Below are 22075 nucleotides of genomic sequence, written 5' to 3' on the forward strand. Positions count from 1 at the left end.
GCGACAATGGGAATTGCTTCTGGGACAATGTCCGCCCCTGTACCCGAGAAGCACAACCATGACCCGTATTGACACGATCCGCCTGGGCGCGCTTGCCGCCGCCGTCAGCCTTTGCCTGCCCGTCCTGGCGCAGGAAGCGAAAACGACGCCGCCCAAGGCCGCGCCGGTCAAGGCGGAGGAGGGCAAGAAGATCGAGCGGGTGGAAGTCAAGGGCACGGCCGACAGCTACGACCCCCGCCGCGACGACACCGCCACCAAGATCGTCGTCACCAGCGAAGAGATCACCAAATACGGCGACACCAGCGCCCTGGACGTGCTCAAGCGCGTGCCCGGCATTACCGTCAACAGCGCCAACGGCCGCGGCGGCGAGATCCGCATGCGGGGGCTGGGCAGCGGCTATACGCAGATCCTGGTGAACGGCGAACGCGCGCCGGCCGGCTTTTCGATGGAGTCGCTGGCGCCCGATTCGATCGAGCGCATCGAAGTGCTGCGCGCGGCCAGCGCCGAGTTCTCGACGCAGTCGGTGGCCGGCACCATCAACATCATCCTCAAGCGCACCGTCAAGAACCGCCTGCGCGAACTCAAGCTCGCCATGCAGGGCTCGAAGAACGGCTTCGGGCCCAACGCCAACCTGCAGATGTCGGACCGCGACGGCAGCTTCTCGTATTCGTTCACGGCCAATGCGATGCAGGACCGCTTCGACTTCGACGCGGCGGGCGTCGAGACCACCGTTGCCCCGGACGGCAGGGTCACCGAACTGCAAACCCTGGGACTGCCGCAGAAGGGCCGCTTCAGCGGCCTGAACCTGAACCCGCGCCTGAACTGGACCCTGGGCGAAGACAACAACCTGACCTGGCAGACCTGGGTCAACGCCAACCGCTTCCGCAACCGCTTCCGCGAGATCACCACCACCGTGATCGGCGCGCCGCCGCCGTTCCCGGACGAATTCAACGCCGTCGACAACGCAGGCAACCAGCTGCGTTCGGACCTGTCGTGGGCGCGCAAGTTCGCTTCCGGCGCCAAGCTGGACCTGAAGCTGGGCGTGTCGGTGGGCGAGGTCGAGAGCGTGATGCTGCGCTCGGCGACCAATGGAACCAACCCGATCCTGGACAAGCATATCCGCGCCGAAGGCGAGGACCGCGGCGTCAACTCCACCGGCAAATATGCCCAGACCCTCGGTAAAGGCCACGCCTTCACGGCGGGCTGGGACGGCGGCGTGGACACCCGCGACGATGCGCGCATCGAGCGTGATGCGCTGCGCAGCGCGCCGCCGCTGCCCGAGGAAAGCTCGGAAGCGCGGGTCGAGCGCCTGGCCCTGTTCGCGCAGGACGAATGGAACATCACGCCCGCCTGGTCGATGTACCTGGGCGCGCGCTGGGAAGGCATCCGCACGGCGGTCGAGGGCAATGCGTTCGGGTCCGTGCGCGCCAGCTCCAGCGTGTGGAGCCCGATCATGCAAACCCTGTACAAGATTCCCGGTAAAAAGGGCGACCAGCTGCGCCTGGCGCTGACCCGCACCTACAAGGCGCCCGGCGTGGGCAACCTGAGCCCGCGCCGCCAGACCAGCGAGAACAACAGCTCGACCCAGCCCGACTACCAGGGCAACCCCAACCTCAAGCCCGAACTGGCCTTCGGCATCGACGCGGCCTGGGAGCATTACTGGGCCGAAGGCGCGCTCCTGTCAGTCAGCGCCTCCTCGCGGCGGATCAGCGACTTCACCCGCTTCCTGACCTATTTCGACGGCCAGCGCTGGATCACCACGCCGTCCAACCAGGACAGCGCCGTCACCCGTTCGCTGGAAGTGGAGACCAAGTTCCCGCTGAAAGCGGTGATGAAGGACGCGCCGGCGGTGGACCTGCGCGCCAGCATCAGCCGCAACTGGTCGCGCGTCGAATCGGTGCCGGGCCCGGACAACCGCCTCGACCAGCAGACGCCCCTGAGCCTGACCCTGGGCGTGGACTACAAGGCCGGCGCCCTGAGCACGGGCGGCAGCTTCGCCTACCGCAGCGGCGGCCCGGTACGGGTGTCGCTGAACCAGCGCGCTTACTTCCGCCCGCGGCGCGACCTGGACCTGTACGCGCTGTGGAAGTTCGACGCACAACGGCAGCTGCGCCTGGCCCTGTCCAACGTGATGGGGCAGGACTTCCTGGCCGAGAACACGTACATGGACGACGTCGTCGGCGCCCAGACCCGCAGCTTCCTGTATCCGGGGCCGGTGCGCGTGCGCGCGACCTACGAGCTGAAGTTCTAATTTACGGCGGTGCAGGCAGGGATTTGGCCCGCGCGCCGCCTTCTCTTTTATCTAGAACCTCAAATTGCTATGTCATAGCAATAAAATATACCGTATCCGGTTTACATATTACTCAGTACTGGCATATAGTCATTCGCACAAGCCGAATAACTATTTCTGGAGACTGGTATATGACACCCTTGCGCCCGCGCTGCCTCGTTCTGATTCTCGCCGGGCTGTCTGCCCCGGCGTTCGCCCAGCAATCCGCCAGCGACGGCGCCGTGCCGCAAGTGGAGGTCAAGGGAAGCAGCGAGACCTACGACCCGCGCCGCGACGACACGGCTGCGCGCATCGTCGTCGGCCGCGAGGAGATCGTCCGCTATGGCGACACCAGCGTGCTCGACGTGTTCAAGCGCATTCCCGGCGTGACCGTCACTACCGGCACCGGGCGCGCTACCCAGGTGCGGATGCGCGGCCTGGGTGCGGGCTACACCCAGATCCTGGTGGACGGGGAGCGCACGCCCGCCGGCTTCACCCTCGACAACCTCTCGCCCGACACCATCGAGCGCATCGAAGTGCTGCGCGTGGCGAGCGCCGAATTCTCGACCGCGGCGGTGGCCGGCACCATCAACATCGTGCTGCGCAAGAAGATCACCAAGCGCGAGCGCGGCGCCAAGCTGGGCTACCTGCTCTCGAGCGACTTCCGCGGGCCGACCTTCAGCACCCAGCTGGCAGAGCGCGGCGAGAAGTCGTCCTGGTCGTTCACCGCCAGCGGCAACCACGATTCCCTGGCGCGCGAATGGAGCGGCCTTGAAGAAAACACCCGGCCGGACGGCATCGTGGACATGCGCCGCACGACCTTCGCGCCGGAGCGCGGCCACATGAACCGGCTCAATCTCGGCCCGAGCCTGAACTGGACCCTGGACAACGGCGACAAGCTGGCCTGGGAAACGGTCTTCAATAGCAGCAGCTTCCGCAACAACCCGCAGCCCCGCGTCACGACCCTGATCGGCCGCCCGCCGCCGACCCCCGACCTGCAGCTCTTCGGCGAATTCGACGACCGCATGATCAAGTCCGACCTGCGCTGGAGCCGCGAGCTGGCCACCGGCGCGAAGCTCGATGCGAAGCTGGGCCTGGAATGGTCCTCGCGCAAAATGTTCATCCGGCGCCTGGGACGGGACGGCGCGGGCCTGCCGGAGTCGGATGGTTCCACGCTGCTCGATACCCACACCAGGGGCGCGAATTCGACCGGCAAGGCGACGCGCAGCCTGGCAGGCGGCCATGCGCTGTCGCTCGGCTGGGACGTCGGCGTGAACACGAGTTCCGATGTGCGCATCGAGCGCGACCGCATCCGCCTGCTGGCGCCCGGACTGCCGCTCGGCACGTCCCTGGACGAGCATTTCCGCGCCACCGCCACCCGCGCGGCCTTCTACGTGCAGGACGAGTGGACCGTCACGCCGCAATGGTCGGTCTACCTCGGCAGCCGCTGGGAAGGCGGGCGCACGCGCGTCTCGGGCACCGGCTTCGAGTCCACCCGCATCAAGGCCGCGGTCCTGAGCCCGATCCTGCAGACCCTGTACAAGTTCGCCGCTGCCGATGGCAAGAAAAGCGGCGACCAGCTGCGCCTGGCCCTGAGCCGCACCTACAAGGCGCCCGGCCTGTACAGCCTCGTGCCGCGCCGTTCGGCCTGGGAAAACAACAGCGCCACCGAGGCCGACTTTGTCGGCAATCCGAACCTGAAGCCGGAGATGGCCTGGGGTTTTGATGCGGCCTGGGAGCATTACTGGGCCGAGGGCGCGATGGTCTCGGTGAGCGGCTCGGTCAGGCGCATCGACGACTACATCAGCAACCGGATCTATTTCGACGGCCTGCGCTGGATCTTCTTGCCGGTGAACGACGACCGCGCGATGCTGCGCAGCCTGGAAGTCGAGACCAAGTTCCCGCTCAAGGCCTTGTACCCGGGAGCGCCGGCCATCGACCTGCGCGCGAGCGTGAGCCGCAACTGGTCCCGGGTCGAGTCGGTGCCGGGCCCGAACAACCGCATGGAGCAGCAGGCGCCGCTCACCGCCAATGCGGGCCTGGACTACAAGTCCGGCGCGCTGGCGCTGGGGGCGAGCGTCGCGCACCGCCGGGGCGGGCCGATCCGCACCGCGGTGAACCGCGGCTTCTACAACTACGCCCGTACCGACCTGGACGCCTATGCGCTGTGGACGGTCAACCCGAAGCTGCAGTGGCGCGTGGCCCTGTCCAACCTGCTCGGCGAGGACGGCGGCTTCGAGGTGTCGTATGCCGACCCGGTGCGCGGCCTGGAAAAGCGCAGCTGGGCCTATCCGGGCGGCGTCAAGCTGCGCACCACGCTGGAAATGAAGTTCTGAGCCTTACGCCGGGCGATCGACCGGCGCTTCCTTTTCCTGCGGGATGTCCTGCGCGCCGGCGTGGACGTGGTGCTTGCGGAAGTAATGCCAGGCAACAAAGATCGCCATCGCCTGCAGCGCGGCGCACAGCAGGAAGTGGGTGCCGAGGCGCCAGTCGTTCCGGGGCAGGTCGCTGACGCCGGCCAGGATCGCGGTGCCGATCAGCGGGGTGACGATCACGCCGATGCTGCTGATCGATTGCAAGGACCCCATGAGCTCACCCTGCTGGTTGGCAGGCGTGGTCTTGGAGATGATCGCCTGCAGCGCCGGCCCGGCGGCGAAGGCCAGCACATTGCACAGGATGATCGCGTACATCATCCAGCCCTGGGTGGCCAGGCCATAGCCGAGGAAGGCCAGCGACCCGGAGGCGATGCCCAGCAGCGACAGGCGCACTTCGCCGAAGCGCCGGATCAGCACCGCCAGCAGGCCCGCCTGCACCACCGCCGACACCAGCCCCACGCAGAACATGGCGATGCCATTGTCGCGCGGGGTCCAGCCGAAGCGGAAGGTGGTGTAGAGGACCCAGGTCGATTGCAGCATCATCTGGCCGAAGGTCACCAGCGAGAACACGACGACCAGGCCGCGGATGTCCTGGCGCCGCAGCAGGCGCAGCAGGGCCGCGAGCGGGTTCAGGCGCGACCAGGCGAAGGGCGCGCGCTCGCCTGGCGGCAGCGATTCGGGCACGAAGAAGTAGCCGTAGACCAGGTTGGCCGCGCCCAGCAGGGCCGCGACGTAGAAGGGCAGGTGCAGGTTGCTGTCGCCCAGCAGGCCGCCCAGCATGGGGCCGCAGATGAATCCCAGGCCGAAGGCGGCGCCGATCTTGCCGAAGCTCTTGGCGCGGTTTTCCTTGGTCGAGATATCCGAGGCATAGGCCGCGGCCACCGACATGCTGGCCGAGGACATGCCGCCGATGATGCGGCCGACGAACAGCCAGGCCAGGCTGGGCGCCCAGGCCGTGATCAGGAAGTTCAGGCACATGCCGCCCATCGAATACAGCAGCACGGGGCGGCGCCCGACCCGGTCGCTGAGTGCGCCCAGCGCCGGCATGAACAGGAACTGCAGCACGCCGAAGGTCGCCGCCAGCACCCCGAACCACAGCGCATGATCTTCCTTGGCGGTGACGAACTGCCCGACCAGCAACGGCATGACCGGGACGATCAGTCCGATGCCGAGCATGTCGATGAAGATGCAGACCAGGACGAAATTGAGCTTGCCGTTGCTGGACGTCTGAAGCGCGGTGGTGCTGGTCATGCGAGCCTCGGGCTGGGGTCAGGCCCCAATCTTAGCATCGGCGTTGACATTCAGGAATCTTTTACATGCTCCGCTGCCACACCCCATTCGGCGGCGAAGGCGCTGCGGAAGGATTCCAGCAGGCCCAGGCGTTCCCGGCCGAGCGCGCGCCCGGCCTCGGTCTGCATCTTGCCGGGCAGGGTCGCCAGCTTGGCCGGGATATGGTCGAGAGAATAGGCGCGGTCGTCCAGCGCGCGGCCAGCGGCCAGCGGGTCGGCTGGATGGGCCAGGGCGCTGCCCATGCGCCCGGCCGTATAGAACATGCGCGCCAGGCCCACGGCCCCGAGGGCGTCGAGCCGGTCGGCATCCTGCACGATCCTGGCCTCCAGCGACTCGGCGGGGATATTCGCCGAAAAGCTGTGCGCCTCGATCGCATGCGCCACCGCGTCCAGCCGCTCGGGCGGGAAGTTCAGAAAGGCGAGCTGGTGGCGCGCCAGCCTTGCCGAGCGGCGCGAGGCCTGGTCGCGCTCCGGATCGTCCTTCGGTAGATTGACCAGGTCGTGCAGGTAGCAGGCCGCCATCACGACCAGGGCGTCCGCCTCCGGATGGCGTTCGAGCAGCACTTGCGCCGTGCGCCAGACGCGCTCGAGGTGGTTGGCGTCGTGGGCGCCGTCGCCTCCGCTGCCGCCGGCGGCCAGGGCGGCCAGGCGCGGGCGCCAGGTGGCCAGGTCGGTGTGCGGTTCAGGTGGCGTGGTCGAGGCTGGGTGCATGCGGTTCTTCGGTAGGCAAGGCGAGGGCGGCGCGCTGCGACAGGGCGTCGGCGCGGGTGTTCTTGTGGCGCGGGATCCAGCGCAGGGTGGCGCCCGGCAGGCGGGCGAGCAGGGCGCGCGCTTGCGCGCGGTAATCGGCCAGGCTCGGGGCGCCGGCGCAGTCGGGGCTGTTCAGGTCGTCGATCACCACCTGGCTGTCGCCATGGATCGCCGGCGCGACCGCGCCATGCGCCACCGCCGCGTCCAGCAGCGCGATCAGCGCCAGGTATTCGGCTTCGCTGCTGTTGCCATGGCCGCAAGCATGCGACAGTTCTGCCAGCACGCCGCCGGGACCTTCGAGCACGGCGCCGATGCTGCAGCGGCCGGGATTGGGGTGGGCGGAGCCGTCGAACCAGGCGCGCCAGGCCGGGGCGGCGGCGGGCCCGTGGCGGCGCGATGCGGAGGCGGCGGCGCGGGCCCTACGCACCGCCGCCTGCACCAGGCTGCGCTCGCGCAGATCGGCGCGCGTCCTTAGCAAATGCGCAAGGCCGGCCGTGCCGGCGCGCAGGGTCAGGGTGGTGCGCAGTGCTTCGGGGTGGGGAATGCCGGTGCGCTCGGCCAGCTTGCGGCTGGCGGCCAGTTCGCCCTTGGAGGCGGCGGCAAGAAGGCTGGTGAAGTCGGCATCGGGGTCGGTCATGGGCAGGAGCATAGCAAAAGGCGCTGTCACCGCAAACTGTAGAAATTGAACTGCCGAGTTCTAGACCGGTCCAACGATGATCGGATCGATTCTCGGGTGCGGCATGAACGGAGCCGGTTTTAGCAGTTTGCTGAGGAAACTGCCTGCCCTGACGCGACGCCAGCGAGGGCAGTTGCTGGACGCCTTGCGCCCGGCAATCGGATTCGATCGCGTCTGCGCGACCATTGCCCGAGCAAAACCAGGGCCCTGTTGTCCACACTGCAAAACCGAGCGCCCTTACCGGCATGGATTCGACCGGGGCCTCCAGCGTTATCGCTGCCGGGCTTGCCGCAAAACCTTCAGTGCGCTGAGCGGTACGCCCTTGTCGCGCCTGCGTCATCGCGCCAAGTGGCTCGATTACCTTGAAAAGATGCTGGATACGAAGAGCGTACGCGCGGCAGCGAAGGCGGTGGACGTGCACCGCAACACCAGCTTTCGCTGGCGCCACCGGTTTCTATCGCTGACCAAGCATGACCGGGTCGAGCGCCTGGCCGGCATCGCGGAAGCCGACGAGATGTTTCTCCTGGAGTCGCAAAAGGGTTCGCGCACCCTCGATCGGCCTGCCCGGCGGCGCGGCGGCGTCGCCTCCACCCGCGGCATCACCCATGAACACGTCTGCATCCTGGTGGCGCGTGACCGCACCGGGCAAACCCTCGATTTCGTGACCGGCCGCGCGGCAGTCACCAAAGTGCAACTGCACCACCACCTCGGCCCCAGGCTCGACAAGGACGTGCTGCTCGTGACCGACGGGCATCCGGCCTATGGGGCTTTTGCGCGCGAGGCGGGCATTGCCCACGCTTTCGTGAACCTGCGTCTTGGCGAGCGGGTGCGTGGCATCGTCCATGTGCAGAACGTCAATGGCTACCACCAGCGCTTGCGCCAATGGCTGGCCCGCTTTTATGGCGTTGCCTCTCGCTACTTGCCCAACTACCTGGGCTGGCGTTGGGCGCTCGACGGGGAACGCATTACTTCACCGGAGAGGCTGCTGCGAGCAGCGCTGGGCATCTTCCACATGTAACGGGTACAGCGCCTAGCAAAAAGGCGCCCGAGGGCGCCTTTTTCCATTCCGGACCCGCAGCAGCGCGGATTAACGGCGGTACGGATTGTTGGGATTGTCGTCCCGGCGGTTACGCACGCCGTCGCCGTCGCGATCGCGGTCGTACTCGTTGCGGATGCCGTCGTTGTCGAGGTCGCGGTCGTAGCGGTTCGGCACGCCGTCCCGGTCGGTGTCGCGGTAGCCGCGGCGGTCATGGCGGTAGCCGTCGCGGTAGCCGTCGCGGCCGTCGCGCCAGCCGTCGCGGCCATCGCGGTAGCCACCCGCATACACCGGCTGGTAGCCGTGGCGCTCGAAGCGGTCGGGCACGCCGTCGCGGTCGCGGTCACGGCCGCCATGCTGGCTCCAGCGCGCAGGTTCCATGTACCAGCGGCCCTGGCGTTCGCGCCAGGTCGGCGGCGCATACACATAGCCCGGACGGGCGACGATGTAATGGCCCGGCACCCAGTGGTGGCGGTGACCGCGCCATTCCCAGTAGCCAGGCGCCCAGACGTGGCCGTGGCGTGCGACGGGAATGCGTTCGTACATCGGTGCCGGCGGGGCCGAGCCGATATACAGTTGGAAATCGGTTTGCGCCAGGGCCGGCAGCGGCGCGAAGGCGGCGCCAATGGCGATCAGGGCTGCAAGGGTAAGAGTGCGTTTCATGTCGGTCTCCAGATCCAAAATGGATGACCCACTATATCGCCGGCGGTGATGGAAAGGGAGGCTTGAAGCAGATGCTTACATCTGAAACAGATGTGGGTGGCAATTACCGGGGACGCTGATACAAATGGCTGGGCTGGAAGGCGCCCGCTGTCGCCTTCAAGCGACAGCGGGCAGGCCTGCGGCACTCATCCACGGCTCCCTGCGGCCTGTTTTTCTTCGTCAGTGAGGCGTTTGGCGGTCACGGTGACCACGGCCGCTTTGTCGCCGCTGGCGACGAGGGCGGTATCGGCGCTGTAGTTGCGGGCCTGGGCTTGCGGGATGCTGTCGAGCAGATAGCTGCCGGAGACGGCCAGGCAGATCGCGGCGACAAAGACGGCTTCCATATGCTTCATGACGTTCATGGTATTTCTCCTTCGGGTGGGTTGTCGACGGCTTGTCGATGTGTGCACTGTAGGCCAGGCCTTTTCGTGGCGCGAGCCGATTGCGACGAGACGCGGAAAACGCGGAACAAGCGGTCGAAAAGCCCGCGCGAACGCGCGCGCCAGGCGCGCAATGGCCGGGCTTTCAGCCACCCCCCGCTAGGCCTGGTCGATGCAGCCCATCGGTGTGGCTGCGCCAGCGAGCGGACCCTCGATGACAGCCACTTTCAGCCAACTAGCCGGACAGATCGCCAGTACCCGCACCGCCTGGCGCCGCGCGCGCAACCTGCGTGCCGGCGCCCGTTCGGCCGCGCCGCGCGTGCGGCTGAACCTGTGGCTGGTGTCAGCCGGCGCAGCGGTGCTGCTGTGCGGTTTCGTGCTGGCGCAGGCGGCGCGCTCGCTTGCGCACACGGCCGGCGGCGCCGCGCCGGAAGGGGCCTCGGCGCTGGCCGGGTACCAGCCGTTGCTGGGGGGTGTCACCATCCGGGTGCCGAACGAGCCCGGTATCGCGATCACCCACCATGGCGGCGCAGCCGTGGTGGTCGCCTCCGGCATGCAGGCGCAGGCGCCGAGCCGGATCGACCTGTGCACCCAGCTGGCCGACCGTGGCCGGCCGCAACTGCTGCCGCTGCGGATCGGCTATCCCTTCAGCGAAGCGCTGGGCGCAGGCGCTTCCGCGCGCAACTACCTGCTTGCCGCGCCGGGATCGACCATGCCGCGCGTGACGCTGCGCGGCGATACGCGCGGCGCCTTGCGCCTGGACTGGCAGGCGGGTGCGGGCAAGGCGGCCTGGATCAGCGACGCCGGCGAGGGCAGGGCGGTGCGCGCGGCGAGCGGCCAGGGCCAGCTCGGCCAGGCCGGCTGGCTGGTGTGGAAAGAGGGCGCGCTGCGCTTCACGCGCCGTCCGGGCCGGGCGTGCGCGCAGGCGGGCGAGCTGCTCGTGCAGCGCTATGCGCCTGGCGCGTCCGGGACGGCGCTGGTGCAGGCCTTCGGGGCGGATGCCGCCTTGCCCGCCCTGCGCCTGGCCCCGGGCGACTATCGGGTGCCGGCCGCGGCGCCGCGTGCGCTGGAAGATGCGCTGCTGTTCGCACGCCTGCGGGAGCAGGGACTCATCCGTCTCGGCCCTACGGGCCTGGCCGAACTGGCGCCGCGCGACCTGGCCGCCTGGCAGGGCGCACAGCTTGAAGCGCGCGCGCCGCTGCCGGGCTGGGAAGGCTTGCGGCTGGACGACGCGGGGCGCAGGCTGCTCGAGCGCCTGTACTACCGCGCCGACGGCGCCTTCGTGCGCGAGCAGGTGCGGGTCTTCAACAGCGAGCGCCGCCTGCTGGCCTGGCGGGTCCGCCCCGGCCAGAGCGCCCAGTGGCAGGCCAGCGTCGGCGGCACTCCGGTGGCGCAGCTCGATGCGCTGCCGGTGGCCGCCATGCGCCTGTTCGCCCGCCCGCCGGAAGGCTGGGCGCCGTGGCGGAGGGTAGCGGCATGGGACGATGGCGGCGCCGGCGGCACGGCCGTGCTGGCGCTGGACGCTGCCGGCCCGGTCGAGCTGCTGCTGGCCGGCCGGGTGCGCGGGGTGGCGGGCGCCACGGCCACCATCCGCGGCGAATGCGATGGCCGCGCCTGCGCCGACCGCGCGGCGGTGCAGCGTGTGAACCTGGCGCCGCAACCGGGCGCGCGCCGCATCGTGCTGGAAGTCGAGCCGCTCGACCTGGCAGCGCTCTCGGGCAATGCCGACGCGGCCTACCGCCACCTGCGCGCCGTCGGCGGCGAACTGGTGTGGCGCGCCTTGCCGGTCGGCGATACCGCCGCACGCGCCGCCACGGCCGAGGTGCGGCTGGCCGACCGCCATGGCGCAGCGCTGTTTGCCGACGGCCTGGCCAGCAGCGCAGCGCAGGCGGCAGGACTGGGCACGCTGCTGGGCGTGCACCGCGAGCATGCCGCCAGCGTGTCCGGCATGCTGGCGCGCATTCCCGGTCCGGCGCACACGGCCCGCCTCACGCTCGACCTGCGCCTGCAGGCGGCCAGCCAGGCGGCGCTGGACTGCATTGGCCTGCGCCAGGGGCGTTGGGACGGCCGGCAGTGTGCCGGCGCGGCCGCAGCCCCGGTCGGACGCCAGGCCGGGCTGGTCCTGCTCGATGCCGGTAATGGCGACGTGCTGGCCGCCGCCGGCGCCGGCGCCGGCAGCGTCACGGCCGCGCGCTGGCCGGAAGTGCGCGACTTCGACCGCGCCGACCCGGCGCGCAGCCCGCTGCGCCTGCCGGCTTTCCAGCACGACGGCGGCGCGCACCGGGCGCCCGGCTCGACCTTCAAGGTGGTCAGCGCGCTCGGGCTGGAACAGGCGGCGCGCCAGGACAGGCGCATCGAGCGCCTGCTCGGCGGCATGCCGCTGTCCGATATCGACCGCCTGGCACGCGACGAGGGCTACGGATTCAGCACCGGGGCGCCGAGCTACCCGCAAGGCGGCGGCGCGCGCATCACCAATTTCCGCGAGCAGCTGGCAGGCAGCCGCGCGGTGCAAGGGCAGCTTGGGCTGGCGCAGGCCATGACCCACAGCGTCAATACCTGGTTCGCCTGGACCGCCGAGCTGGGCGACCGCAGCCTGGGCGACGGGGCGCAGGGCGGGGCGCCCGGCGTGCGCGAGCTCGAGCCGGGTGCGCTCGATGCCGTGCGCCCTGTGGCCGGCATGGCGCGCAAGCTCGGCTTCGGCGAACCGCTGCGCCTGGACGGCGGCCTGCTGCCGCCGGATTTTCGCTGGTCAAGCTGGGACGCCCTGCAGGGCAGCGCCTCGATGCTGGACCCGATCCAGACCCGCCACGAAGTGCGCCAGATGGCCATCGGGCTGCGCATGCAGGCCACGCCGCTGCAGATGGCGCTGGTGGCCGCCGCGGTCGGGCAGGGCCGGCTGGTAGCGCCACGCCTGCTGTTGGAGCTCGACGGGCGCGAAGCCGACAACCGGCCCGGAGCGGAGCTGGGGGTGCGGCTGGATCGCATCCGCGCCGGCATGAAGGGCGTGGTCGACGGCGGCACGGCGGCCGGCGCCTTCCGTGGCAAGGAGTTCGACGGGCTGCGGCGCGGCCTGTTCGGCAAGACCGGCACCGCGCCCACCGGCGAGGACGGCAGGGCGACGGTGTGGTTCATGGGCTGGATCGAGCCCGGCACGCTGCCCGGCCAGACCCGGCGCCTGGCCTTTGCGGCTTTTGTCAGCGAATCGAACCTGACCGGCGGCGCCCATGCCGCCCCGATCGTTGCAGCGCTCCTGCGTGCGATGCAGGCCCGGTCCCCCGAACAGAAGCCGGATTAGCCTTTTGCTGCGCGCCTCGGATATATGTTTGTATGGCATCATCTGTTGACAATCCGCCCCCTTGCGGATCGCCATTGAGGATGAGGAAAGCATGCGTTTGCCGGGAACCCGGTACCAGGAACACGGTTGGGAGCAGGTCCGCAAGTTGCTCGGGCAGTGCTCGCTGGCGGCCTTCGCCCGCCTCGATCCTGCGCTGCTGTGCGAGCCCGGCGCCGATGACGCCCTGGCGCTGTATGTCGAAACGGTCGCTGCCTTGCTGGGCAGGAGCGGCAGCCGCGGCGCGGCGCCCGGCAACAGCTACGGCGACAGCGCGCGCGAACTGGCCTTGACGCTGGTCTACGAACTGCAGGCCCGTCCGGCCGACTGGGCCGCCTTGTGCGCGGCGGTGCGCGCCGAGCATGTGCGCATCGGCGCCTTCTGGTCCGCGCCCGGCGGCGAGGCGCTGCTGCGCAAGAAATTCAACGACCTGTACGCCGTCCTGCGCGACAAGGTCGACAGCGACAACTACCAGGCCGCCTGCGGCCGTCCCTGCAGCCCCAACCGCATGTACGCCTACCGGATGCTCGACACCGCCTACGGCGAGCTGGCGCGCCTGTTCGCAGCTTGGCGCGAGCACCGTGAGCAGGTCGGCGCCATCCTCGGCCGCGCGCTCGACGCCGAACCGATCGAAGCGCGCCAGCTGCGTTCCATTGCCGGCTGCCGTCCGGAGTGGATCATGCGCTGGAGCGAAACCCTCGAAGGTTTCACGGGGGCGCCGGGGCCGCTGCACACCCGCTCCAAGCGCTTCGCCAGCCTCAAGACGAGCCCGGAGAAGATCGGCGCCATGCTGCGCGAGATCGGCGAATACGAAGCCCTGTCGGCCAACGCCGACCGCGACTGGCAGCAGGACGCCCACGACGCCACCGCCTGGCTGGACGACTACTGGCGGGTGCTGGGCGAATCGGAAGCGGGCGGCACGCCGGGGCCGGACCAGCTGCTGGAAGCGCGCCAGGATGAACTCGACCTTGCCGCACTGGACGAAGACGCGCTTGACGCGCCGCTGGAGGCGCCCATGCTGCTGGACGCGGAACTGGCGCAACGCGTTTCACTGCCCCCCAGCTATCTTCAGATGGCAGCGGCGGCCCAGGAAGCAGGCAGCTGGGCAACGCAGGTGATGGTGCAGGATTCGCTGCCGGTACGGCTGGCGGTCTACGCCAGGCTGCTCGGGCTGTTCGACGACAGCTATCCGGCCGAATGGCTCGATCCGCACACGGGCGAATTGCCGACGATGCAGCAGCTGGCGCTGCTCGACGGCGTCTCGCTGCCGACCCTGCGCAAACGGCGCGAGGCCGCCATCGCCCGGCTGGGCGCGGCGGCAGGCAACCAGGAGAGACGATGACTATGACAGGATTGGACCGCAAGCTGCAGGCGCAGCTGCTGGCCGGGGCCAGGATCGAGGGCGACCGCCTGGTGCTGGCCGACGCCGTGCTGCGCGCGGCGCTTGACGGCAGCCGCCCCTTGAGCGCGGGCGAACGCGCCGCGTTGCAGGCCTCGCCCTTGACCACACGCCGGCTGCAGGTGCTGGCCGACGAACGGCGTGCAGCGGCAGCACCGGCGCGGTGGCGCGGCAGCGCCGGCATGCTGCGCGCTGCCGACGGCGGCGCGCCGCTCGACGCCATGGTCACGGACGACGGCGCCTGGCGCCTGCATTTCGTCCAGGACCGGGTGATCCTGCAGCTCGACCCCGAATCGCCTTTGGCCACGACGCTGCTGCGTGGCGGCCAGCGCCTGCGCGTGCTCGACGGCGCCGGCGCACTGGTGCTGCAGGGGCAGCTCGACAGCGATGGCGAATGCGAAGGCCCCTGGCCCTTCGAGCAGGCGCCGGCGCGGCATTTTCAGCAGCACGGCGCGCGTTTTTCCGTGGAGCCGGCCGGGAACTGAGATGCTGAACCTCTTTACACGGCCCTTCCGCCAGCCGCCCCCGGACCTCGCCGGCCTGGGGGCGGACTGCATCGCGCTGCCGCTGGGCAAGGGCTGCACGGTGCCGGAGGGCTGCTTTGCGGTCCTGGCCAATGGTGACGGCCATACCCGGCGCCTGAGCGAAGGCGCGCGCGTCGCCATCCTGGACGGCGAAACCGCCTGGTGCGTCCACCCCGGCCTCTATGGCTGCGACCTGACGCCATTCGCGGCCGCGCCGGAAATCGGCCTGCGGGTGCGCTTTGCCATCGACAGCGCCGATCCGCGCGAAGCCCAGCAGCGCTTCGACCTGTTCCTGGCCAGCGAAGGCGGGGCAAGGGTGGAACGCGATGCATTCGTGGCGGACCTGCAGGCAGCACTGCAGCGCGAGCTGGCCCAGGGCAACCTGGACCTGCCGCCCTGCACCAGTTTCGAAGAGTGGAATACCTTCCGCACCGGGTTCAACCAGCTGCTGTATACCCGGTACGGGGTGATGGTGGACGACTGCGTGCCGGTCGACCTGGGCGCCTCGCGCGACCTGGCGGCCCTGCTGGCGGCGCGCCTGGCGCTGCAGCCTGTGCCGGGCATGGCGGCGCCCCTGCAGGAAGCGTTCGACGCAGCCAAGGAAGACGCAGGCGCGCTGCGCCGCCTGTTCCTGGAGCTGCCCGGCATCATGTGCGGTCTGCGCCTGGCCGTGCTGCCGGCCGACTGCGCGAGCTTCCGCCGCCACCAGGAGCTGCTGCGCCGGCTCGACCTGGCCAGCCTGTCGGTGGGGACCATGCCGGCCCTGGCACTTGCCGCACCCAACCAGCGGCTCGCGCCCAGCGAACAGCTGCGCCGTGCGCGCGCCAGCCGCCGTGCGGCGAGCGCGCTCGACGAGGCCTGGTCCCTGCTGGCGCGCATGCAGCGTTGCGAGGGCGCGCAGGTAGCGGTGCTGCTGGACGAAGCCGACCGCATCGTTTCCAACCTCGAATGCGATTGCGCCGCGCGCCGTGCGCTGAGCGAGGAGCAGGCATGAATGCGCCATGCGTTACCTGCCGCAGCATCGCGCCGGACGGTTCCCTCCTGAACATCACCGCTACCGTGCGCCCGCGCAGCGGGCGCGCCGACGTCAAATGCAGCGTGCCCGATGCGCCGGACCTGGCGCAGCGCATGCAGCAGGTGGTGCGCCTGGCGCGCCATACCGAGCCGCGTTTCGACAGCCGCGAGCAGGTGGTCCTGAGCCTGGACCGCGCCCCTGCGCCCGGGAACCGCGACTGGGAGCTGGCCGCCGTGCTGGCCGACCGCATCGTGCGCGGGGTGTGGACGCCGCAGCGGCCGGTGGTGGCGAACGGCTGGTCCGACGCCTGGCACCTGGGCCGCATCGAGGGCAACGGCTTGCGCGCCGTGCCGGTGGGCGTGCTGGCCGGCGGCGAAGGCTTGCCGCACCTGGGCGCCCTGGGCGGCCACCCGAATCCTGCCGGCGCGGTCTCGACGGCGCGCGCCTGGTTCCCGCTCTACAGCGGCGGCGCGGACGACGCCCTGTGCTGGGTGGAGGTGAGCGTGCGGCCTGCGCCGCATGCCGGGGACGATGAAGCAAGCATCGCGGCGCCCGGCGTGGACGCGGCGCAGCAGGCGCGCCTGCGCGCGGTGCTGATGGGTGCGCGCCATCACGACGGACGCGGCGCCGGCCAGTGGCGCACCACGGTGCGCTTCGGCGAAGAACGCTTCCAGGGCGGCTCCTTCGAGCTGGCCCTGGTCATGGCCGACCGCATGGCGCGCGGCCGCGAATTCCTGCCGCGCGGCCGCGTGCTGGCGACGGGACAGTCGGCCAGCTGGCATGCCGGCCGGGTCGAGACGGTGGACGGCCTGGGGCCGAAATGCGCGCTGCTGCTGCGCGAAGCCGCGCCGGGCGACCGGATCCTGGTGCCGCGCGCCTGGGAGCCCGACTTGCCCCCCGGCTGGCGCGACGCCCTGCGCGAACGCGGTGCGTCGGTCGCTTGCGTGGACCGGATCGGCATCATCTGACATCCCCGGCTCCCCTGTTAGAATCGATTGAAGCTTGAGTTGCATGCAATGAAATGGAGTCGGATATGTTCGAGATGTTCGGAGTGAAAGGCGCCAGCTGCCCGCGCTGCGAGAAGAAGCAGGGCGGCGACGCGCGCTATTGCGCCGGCTGCGGCATGATCCTGGGCGCCCCGCGCAACGCGCCGGTGTTGCGCGAGAACCGCTGGGTGGCCGGGCCGGACGAACTGGCCGTGTTCTTCGGCGTGCGCGAACTCTCGGGCGTGTTCGTCAAGACCCTGCGGGTGCCGGCCACGGCCCGCGCCTTCATCCTGCAGGGCGACAAGACCACCGAAGTGCCGCAGGGCGAATACGAGATCGAAGGCTTTTTCACGCGCCTGAACCACCTGCTGCGCGACCAGCACGCCGAAATCCTGGTCACCCGCACCGGCGCGCTGCCGGTCGAATTCCGGTTCGACGACGTGCTCACCAGCGAGCAGCTGGCCGTCAGCGCCCGCTTGACGGTCAGCCTGCGCATCGAGAACGTGCCGGCCTTTGCCCGCCACTTCATGACCATGCCCGGCACCATCGGTAGCCGGGAACTGGCCGAGCTCCTGGCCGCGCCGGTGCGCCAGCTGGCCGAGGAATTCGTCGGCGCGCGCTCGATCCGCGACATGGCGGGCAACCGCGAACTGCGCGAGCAGCTCGACGAGCGCCTGCAGGGCGGCCTGAAACTGCTGCTGCTCGAGTACGGCCTGGCGGTGGTGAAGGTCGATACGGTCGAACTGCGGCACGACAAATACGACGCCAACCGCGCCAAGGTCGGCAGCCTGTGGCTGGCGGCCGACGAGCGCCATGTGCAGGTCGAGCACCGCAAGCACCTCGACGACCTGTACGACGCCGAGGAATGGCAGCGCCTGCGCCGCAGCGAGCAGCAGGCGCGCGTGCGCCAGCGCGAGGCCGAGCTGCGCCAGGACGACGCCATCGCGCGCGCCGAGCGCTCGCTGACCGGCGCCGGACGCGCCCATGCCGTGCGCGCGCGCCAGATCGAGCTGTACGCGCGCATCCTGGAGTCTGGTACGCGCAAGCAGGCGCTCGAGCGCGGCGCCGGCGAAGTGCTGGCCGAACTCGAGCACGAGATGGGCAAGAAGAGCGCCGCGCGCCTGGACGAAACGCAGGAGTGGAAGCACCTGCGCGCGCTGGCCCAGGTGCGTATGCGCGCCGAGCTCGAGGTGGCGCAGCAGGAAGCCCAGCAGGCGCGCCAGGTCGCGCGCCAGCGCTTCTCGCAAGCCTTGCTGCAGCAGCAGATCCGCAACAAGATCGAGCAGGCCGTCCTGATCGAGGACGCGGCGCGCAGGCAGGCCGAACTCGTGCGCCTGCGCGCCAGCGAGGAAGACGCGGCCCGGCGCGCGCGCGAGATCGACGAGGAAGAACACGCTGCCCGCCACCAGAGCCTGCTGCTGGCCAACGCCGCGCGCCGGCGCGAAGCCGAGCGCCTGCAGGAGTGGCAAGACGAGCAGGTGCGCCAGCAGGTCGAGGCCACCCGCACCGCGCTGCAGCAGGACAAGCTGCAGCGCACGATCGAGCTCGATGCGCGGCAGGCGCGCGAACAGCAGGCGGTGCAGCTCGAGGCCGAGGAACGCCGCCACGCGCTGCACTTGCAGGAGGGCGAGGCCCAGGCGCAGCGCGAATTGCGCCGCATGGATGCCTTTGCTGCGATGGACGACACGGCCAAGCTGGCGCTGGCCGCCGCGCCCAATGCCGCGGCGCTCAACGACTTCATGAAAACCCGCGTGCATGCCGGCATGGACGCCGGCCAGCTGGCGGCATTGGCCGGCGTGGTGGGCGCCGGCCAGCTCACGCCGGCCGAAGCGCTCGAGCTCGTGAAGCAGGAGCAGGCGCGCCGCGAGCTGGAAGTGGACAAGGACCGCCGCCACCAGGTCGAGCTGCTGGCCACGCAGGCCCGGTTCGGCGCGGGCATCGTGCAGGCCGCGCGGCAGTGCGCCCATGGCCATCCGGCGCGCGAGGGCGACCGCTTCTGCGCGTCCTGCGGCGCACCGGTTGCAAGCTGACGGAAGCAATGCAGACAGCCATCGACAAGATCCGCGAACTGCGTGCGCTGCACGAGGACGGGTTGCTCAGCCGGCAGGAGTTCGACCAGCGCAAGAACGCCATCCTCGATGCGGTCTACGCGCCGGCGCCGATGGCCGACGATGCGCCGGCGGCGGGCGAGGCCGCACAGGCCATCCGCCCCGGCACCGAGATCGGCCTGATGGCGGGCCAGGAACTCGGTCCCCAGAACCGGCGCTACCGGCTGGAGCGCCTGATCGCCCAGGGCGGCATGGGCCAGGTATGGCAGGCCACCGACCTGGCCACCCATGCGGAGCTGGGCCACAGCGCCCAGGTGGCGCTGAAGATCCTGCCGCCCCAGCTGACCCAGTCGGCGCTGCACGCCAAGCTCCTGATCCAGGAAGCCACGCGCGCGCGCCGCCTGGCGCACGAGCACATCGTGCGCGTCTACGAATGGGCCCAGGACCCGGCAACCGGCAGCTTTTTCCTGATCATGGAATGCCTCGAGGGCGAGGACCTCGACGGCCTGCTGGCGCGCGAAGGACGCCTGCCGTTCGAGCGCGTGCTGGCGCTGCTCGATCCGGTAGCCGCCGCCCTCGACTATGCCTGGGACAAGCATGGCCTGGTCCACCGCGACATCAAGCCGGGCAATGTGTTCGTCACCAGACGGGGCGAGGTGAAACTGCTCGACTTCGGCATTGCGGCGCGCGCACGCGCGGGCGGTGCGGCAAGCGCGCCGCTGGACGCTCCCGCCAGTTCCGGCACCGCCGGCTACCGCGCGCCGGAAGCGGGCAGGCTGGAGGCCCAGCCGGCGCCAAGCCTCGACGTTTACGCGGTATCGATAATGATCTACCAGATGCTCGACGGCGCGCTGCCGCGCGACCCCGGCCTGGCCCCGCTCGCCCTCAAGCCGCACCAGTGGGAAGTGCTGCGGCGCGGCTTCGCGCGCGATCCGGCGGCCCGGCCGGCGAGCGTGCGCGCCTTGCTCGAGGCCTTGCGCGGCGCCGTGGGGCCCACGCCGGAGGAGATCGCGGCCACTGAGGCGGCCGCGCGCGCGCAAGCCGAGCAGCGCGAGCGCGAACTGGCGGTGCGGCGCCAGTTCGAGGAGCAGGCCAGGCTGGCGGCGCGCGCCGAGATCGACCGCCAGCGCCGCGAGCAGCAGCGCATCGAGCGCGCCGCCGCGGAAGCGGCGCGCGCCGCGCGCAAGGAGGCGCTGCGCCGGCAGCTGCTGGCCAGGCGCGAGGAAGAAGCGGCCAAGACCCGGCTGGCGCAGGAGGCGGCGCAGCACAAGGTATCGCAGGCGCGCGCCGCGGCGAGCTACCTGGCCGAGCAGCAGCGCGTGCGCGAGCTGCAGGCGGCGCGCACGGCCGACGACCTGGCAAGGCTCATGCCGGCGCAGGAAACCTCGGTGCCGGACGGCGAGGGCGTGCTGCGCGATGCGTTCGTCGAGGGCGACGGATGCGGCCCGGCGCTGGTGCTGATCCCGACCGGCCGCTTCCAGATGGGCTCCCACGAGCACGAGCGGCGCATTGCGATGGAGGCCGGGGCGCAGGAAAAATGGCTGGAGCGCGAAACCCCGCAGCGCTGGGTCGGCATCGAGCGTCCCTTCGCCATGGGCCGCTACCCGGTGACGGTGGGCGAGTGGCGGGTGTTCGTGCAGGCGACGAACTGGCAACCCAGGGGCGAGGTGCACTGGGACGCCCCGGGCTTTGCCCAGACCGATGCGCATCCGGTGGTCGGGGTGAGCTGGGACGACGCGCGGGCCTACCTGGCCTGGCTGGGCGAAGCCACGGGCATGGCCTACCGCCTGCCGAGCGAAGCGGAATGGGAATACGCCTGCCGCGCCGGCACCAAGACCGCCTTCAGCTTCGGCGACACGATCAGCCCGGAGCTGGCCAACTACGACGGCCGCTTCAGCTACAACGGCGGGCCGCTGGGCGCCTACCGGCGCGGCACCACGCCTGCCGGCATGTTCCCGCCCAACCCCTGGGGGCTGTACGACATGCATGGCAATGTCTGGGAATGGGTGCAGGACGCGCTGCACGCCAGCTACGAAGGCGCGCCGCTCGACGGCAGTGCCTGGGAGAGCGGTGGCGACCCGTCGCGCCGCATCCTGCGCGGCGGTTCCTGGCTGTACAACCCGAGTTACCTGCGCTCGGCGCTGCGCAACGCCTTTTCCAGCGCGCTGGCCAACGACATCGTCGGTTTCCGGGTGGTGCGCGAGCTGGCCTGAAGGATGGTAGAGTAACAAGATCAATAACCACTCCGGGAGACCCGCCATGGCCATCGCGCACCTGCTCAAATCGCACGACAAGGATCTCGGCGGCGGCTTCACGGTCAGGCGCCTGCTGCCGGCGGCCGCGCGCCAGTCGGTCGGGCCCTTCCTGTTCTTCGACCACATGGGGCCGGTGGAAGCCCAGCCGGGCGCGCGCCACGACGTGCGCCCGCATCCGCACATCGGGCTGGCCACCGTGACCTACCTGTTCGAAGGCGCCATCATGCACCGCGACAGCCTGGGCACCGAGCAGCGCATCGAGCCGGGCGCGGTCAACTGGATGACCGGCGGCAGCGGCATCGTCCATTCCGAACGCACGCCGGACGACCTGCTGCAGAAGGTGCGCCGCACCCATGGGCTGCAGCTGTGGGCGGCGCTGCCGCGCGAGCACGAAGAGGCCCCGGCCGCGTTCTCGCACACGCCGGCCGACCAGATTCCGGAAGTCGAATTCGAAGGCGCCACCGTGCGCGTGCTGGTGGGCACGGCCTTCGGCAAGACCTCGCCGGTGCCGACCTTCAGCCGGACGCTCTACCTCGACGTGCAGCTGGCCCCGGGTGCATCGATCGACCTGGACGGCCTGCCGGAAGAGAGCGCAGTCTACGCCCCGATCGGCGCGATCGACGTCGACGGCGAAGCTATTCCTCCCAACACCATGGCGATGGTCGAGCCGGGACTGCCGGTGCGGGTGTCGTCCAGCGCCGGGGCACGCTTCGTGCTGGTCGGCGGCGCGCCGCTGGACGGACGGCGCTACATCTTCTGGAACTTCGTCTCGTCCAGCCGCGAGCGCATCGAGCAGGCGGCGCGCGACTGGGAAGCGGGCGCCTTCACGCCGGTGCCGGGCGACGACGAGCGCATTCCGCTGCCGGCCTGGCCGGCGGCCTGGCGCCACGAGGATGGCGGCAGCCAGTCGGCTAAATCCTAGGCAATTGACGCCAGGCTAACGGGCGCACGCCCCACGCGGACGGAGTAAACTGGGTGTCCCGAACCGGGTTTTTATGCCACGCACACGAAAGGATGCGCCATGAAAATTCCAGAGCACC

16 protein-coding genes are annotated in these 22075 nt (G+C 70.2%); 11 read left to right on the forward strand and 5 right to left on the reverse strand.

Features of this window, described 5'->3' with window-relative positions; genetic code table 11:
- The first annotated feature begins 58 nt into the window (after window positions 1-58).
- Together AC3XQU_RS08450 and AC3XQU_RS08455 are read left to right on the forward strand one after the other, a co-directional pair.
- Window positions 59-2251, forward strand: coding sequence for a TonB-dependent receptor plug domain-containing protein (locus AC3XQU_RS08450; protein ID WP_489873712.1), 2193 nt, complete (start codon window positions 59-61; stop codon window positions 2249-2251).
- 170 nt (window positions 2252-2421) lie between these two features.
- Window positions 2422-4605 carry a TonB-dependent receptor plug domain-containing protein gene (locus tag AC3XQU_RS08455; protein WP_489873713.1) on the forward strand — a complete coding sequence of 728 codons (2184 nt, stop codon included), beginning with the start codon at window positions 2422-2424 and terminating at the stop codon, window positions 4603-4605.
- Window positions 4606-4608: 3 nt separating this feature from the next.
- Here AC3XQU_RS08455 and AC3XQU_RS08460 read toward each other — a convergent pair whose 3' ends face one another.
- From AC3XQU_RS08460 to AC3XQU_RS08470, 3 genes are read right to left on the reverse strand one after another with little or no spacing between them, the layout of a single operon-like run.
- Entirely contained in the window at window positions 4609-5895 is a 1287-nt protein-coding gene (locus tag AC3XQU_RS08460; RefSeq protein ID WP_489873714.1) for a TCR/Tet family MFS transporter, read from the reverse strand.
- A gap of 50 nt (window positions 5896-5945) precedes the next feature.
- Window positions 5946-6644, reverse strand: a complete 699-nt coding sequence (locus AC3XQU_RS08465; protein WP_489873715.1) for an HD domain-containing protein — start codon at window positions 6642-6644, stop codon at window positions 5946-5948.
- Window positions 6616-7320, reverse strand: a complete 705-nt coding sequence (locus AC3XQU_RS08470; RefSeq protein ID WP_489873716.1) for a ribonuclease HI family protein — start codon at window positions 7318-7320, stop codon at window positions 6616-6618. Before AC3XQU_RS08470 ends, AC3XQU_RS08465 begins: the two co-directional genes overlap by 29 nt.
- Before the next feature lie 103 nt (window positions 7321-7423).
- Here AC3XQU_RS08470 and AC3XQU_RS08475 point away from each other — a divergent pair, with 103 nt between their 5' ends.
- Window positions 7424-8377, forward strand: coding sequence for an IS1595 family transposase (locus AC3XQU_RS08475; protein ID WP_489873910.1), 954 nt, complete (start codon window positions 7424-7426; stop codon window positions 8375-8377).
- A 69-nt stretch (window positions 8378-8446) separates the two neighbouring features.
- On the opposite strand, the gene AC3XQU_RS08480 is transcribed toward AC3XQU_RS08475, so the two are convergent.
- Together AC3XQU_RS08480 and AC3XQU_RS08485 are read right to left on the reverse strand one after the other, a co-directional pair.
- A complete protein-coding gene (locus AC3XQU_RS08480) occupies window positions 8447-9058 on the reverse strand; it encodes a YXWGXW repeat-containing protein (protein WP_489873717.1) in 612 nt (203 codons plus the stop codon).
- A 185-nt stretch (window positions 9059-9243) separates the two neighbouring features.
- Window positions 9244-9459: a hypothetical protein gene (locus tag AC3XQU_RS08485; RefSeq protein WP_489873718.1), complete on the reverse strand. Its 216-nt coding sequence runs from the start codon at window positions 9457-9459 to the stop codon at window positions 9244-9246.
- A 232-nt stretch (window positions 9460-9691) separates the two neighbouring features.
- On the opposite strand from AC3XQU_RS08485, the gene AC3XQU_RS08490 reads away from it, so the two are divergent.
- The 8 genes from AC3XQU_RS08490 (at window position 9692) to AC3XQU_RS08525 (ending at window position 21957) form a co-directional block, all read left to right on the forward strand.
- On the forward strand, window positions 9692-12772 hold the full coding sequence (locus AC3XQU_RS08490) for a penicillin-binding transpeptidase domain-containing protein (RefSeq protein ID WP_489873719.1): 3081 nt from the start codon (window positions 9692-9694) through the stop codon (window positions 12770-12772).
- Between the two features lie 91 nt (window positions 12773-12863).
- On the forward strand, window positions 12864-14150 hold the full coding sequence (locus AC3XQU_RS08495; protein ID WP_489873720.1) for a hypothetical protein: 1287 nt from the start codon (window positions 12864-12866) through the stop codon (window positions 14148-14150).
- The gene (locus AC3XQU_RS08500; RefSeq protein WP_489873721.1) at window positions 14147-14692 is read left to right on the forward strand and encodes a hypothetical protein; all 546 of its coding nucleotides are present in this window, start codon (window positions 14147-14149) and stop codon (window positions 14690-14692) included. Before AC3XQU_RS08495 ends, AC3XQU_RS08500 begins: the two co-directional genes overlap by 4 nt.
- A gap of 1 nt (window position 14693) precedes the next feature.
- Window positions 14694-15725, forward strand: a complete 1032-nt coding sequence (locus AC3XQU_RS08505) for a hypothetical protein (protein WP_489873722.1) — start codon at window positions 14694-14696, stop codon at window positions 15723-15725.
- On the forward strand, window positions 15722-16714 hold the full coding sequence (locus AC3XQU_RS08510) for a hypothetical protein (RefSeq protein WP_489873723.1): 993 nt from the start codon (window positions 15722-15724) through the stop codon (window positions 16712-16714). Before AC3XQU_RS08505 ends, AC3XQU_RS08510 begins: the two co-directional genes overlap by 4 nt.
- 65 nt (window positions 16715-16779) lie before the next feature.
- Window positions 16780-18762, forward strand: coding sequence for a coiled-coil domain-containing protein (locus tag AC3XQU_RS08515; RefSeq protein WP_489873724.1), 1983 nt, complete (start codon window positions 16780-16782; stop codon window positions 18760-18762).
- 8 nt (window positions 18763-18770) lie between these two features.
- The gene (locus tag AC3XQU_RS08520; protein WP_489873725.1) at window positions 18771-20993 is read left to right on the forward strand and encodes an SUMF1/EgtB/PvdO family nonheme iron enzyme; all 2223 of its coding nucleotides are present in this window, start codon (window positions 18771-18773) and stop codon (window positions 20991-20993) included.
- A 46-nt stretch (window positions 20994-21039) separates the two neighbouring features.
- Window positions 21040-21957 (forward strand): pirin family protein, encoded by a 918-nt coding sequence (locus AC3XQU_RS08525; protein WP_489873726.1) that lies wholly within the window; start codon window positions 21040-21042, stop codon window positions 21955-21957.
- Window positions 21958-22075: the final 118 nt, after the last annotated feature.

Source organism: Telluria sp. AZSoR62 (assembly GCF_058111565.1).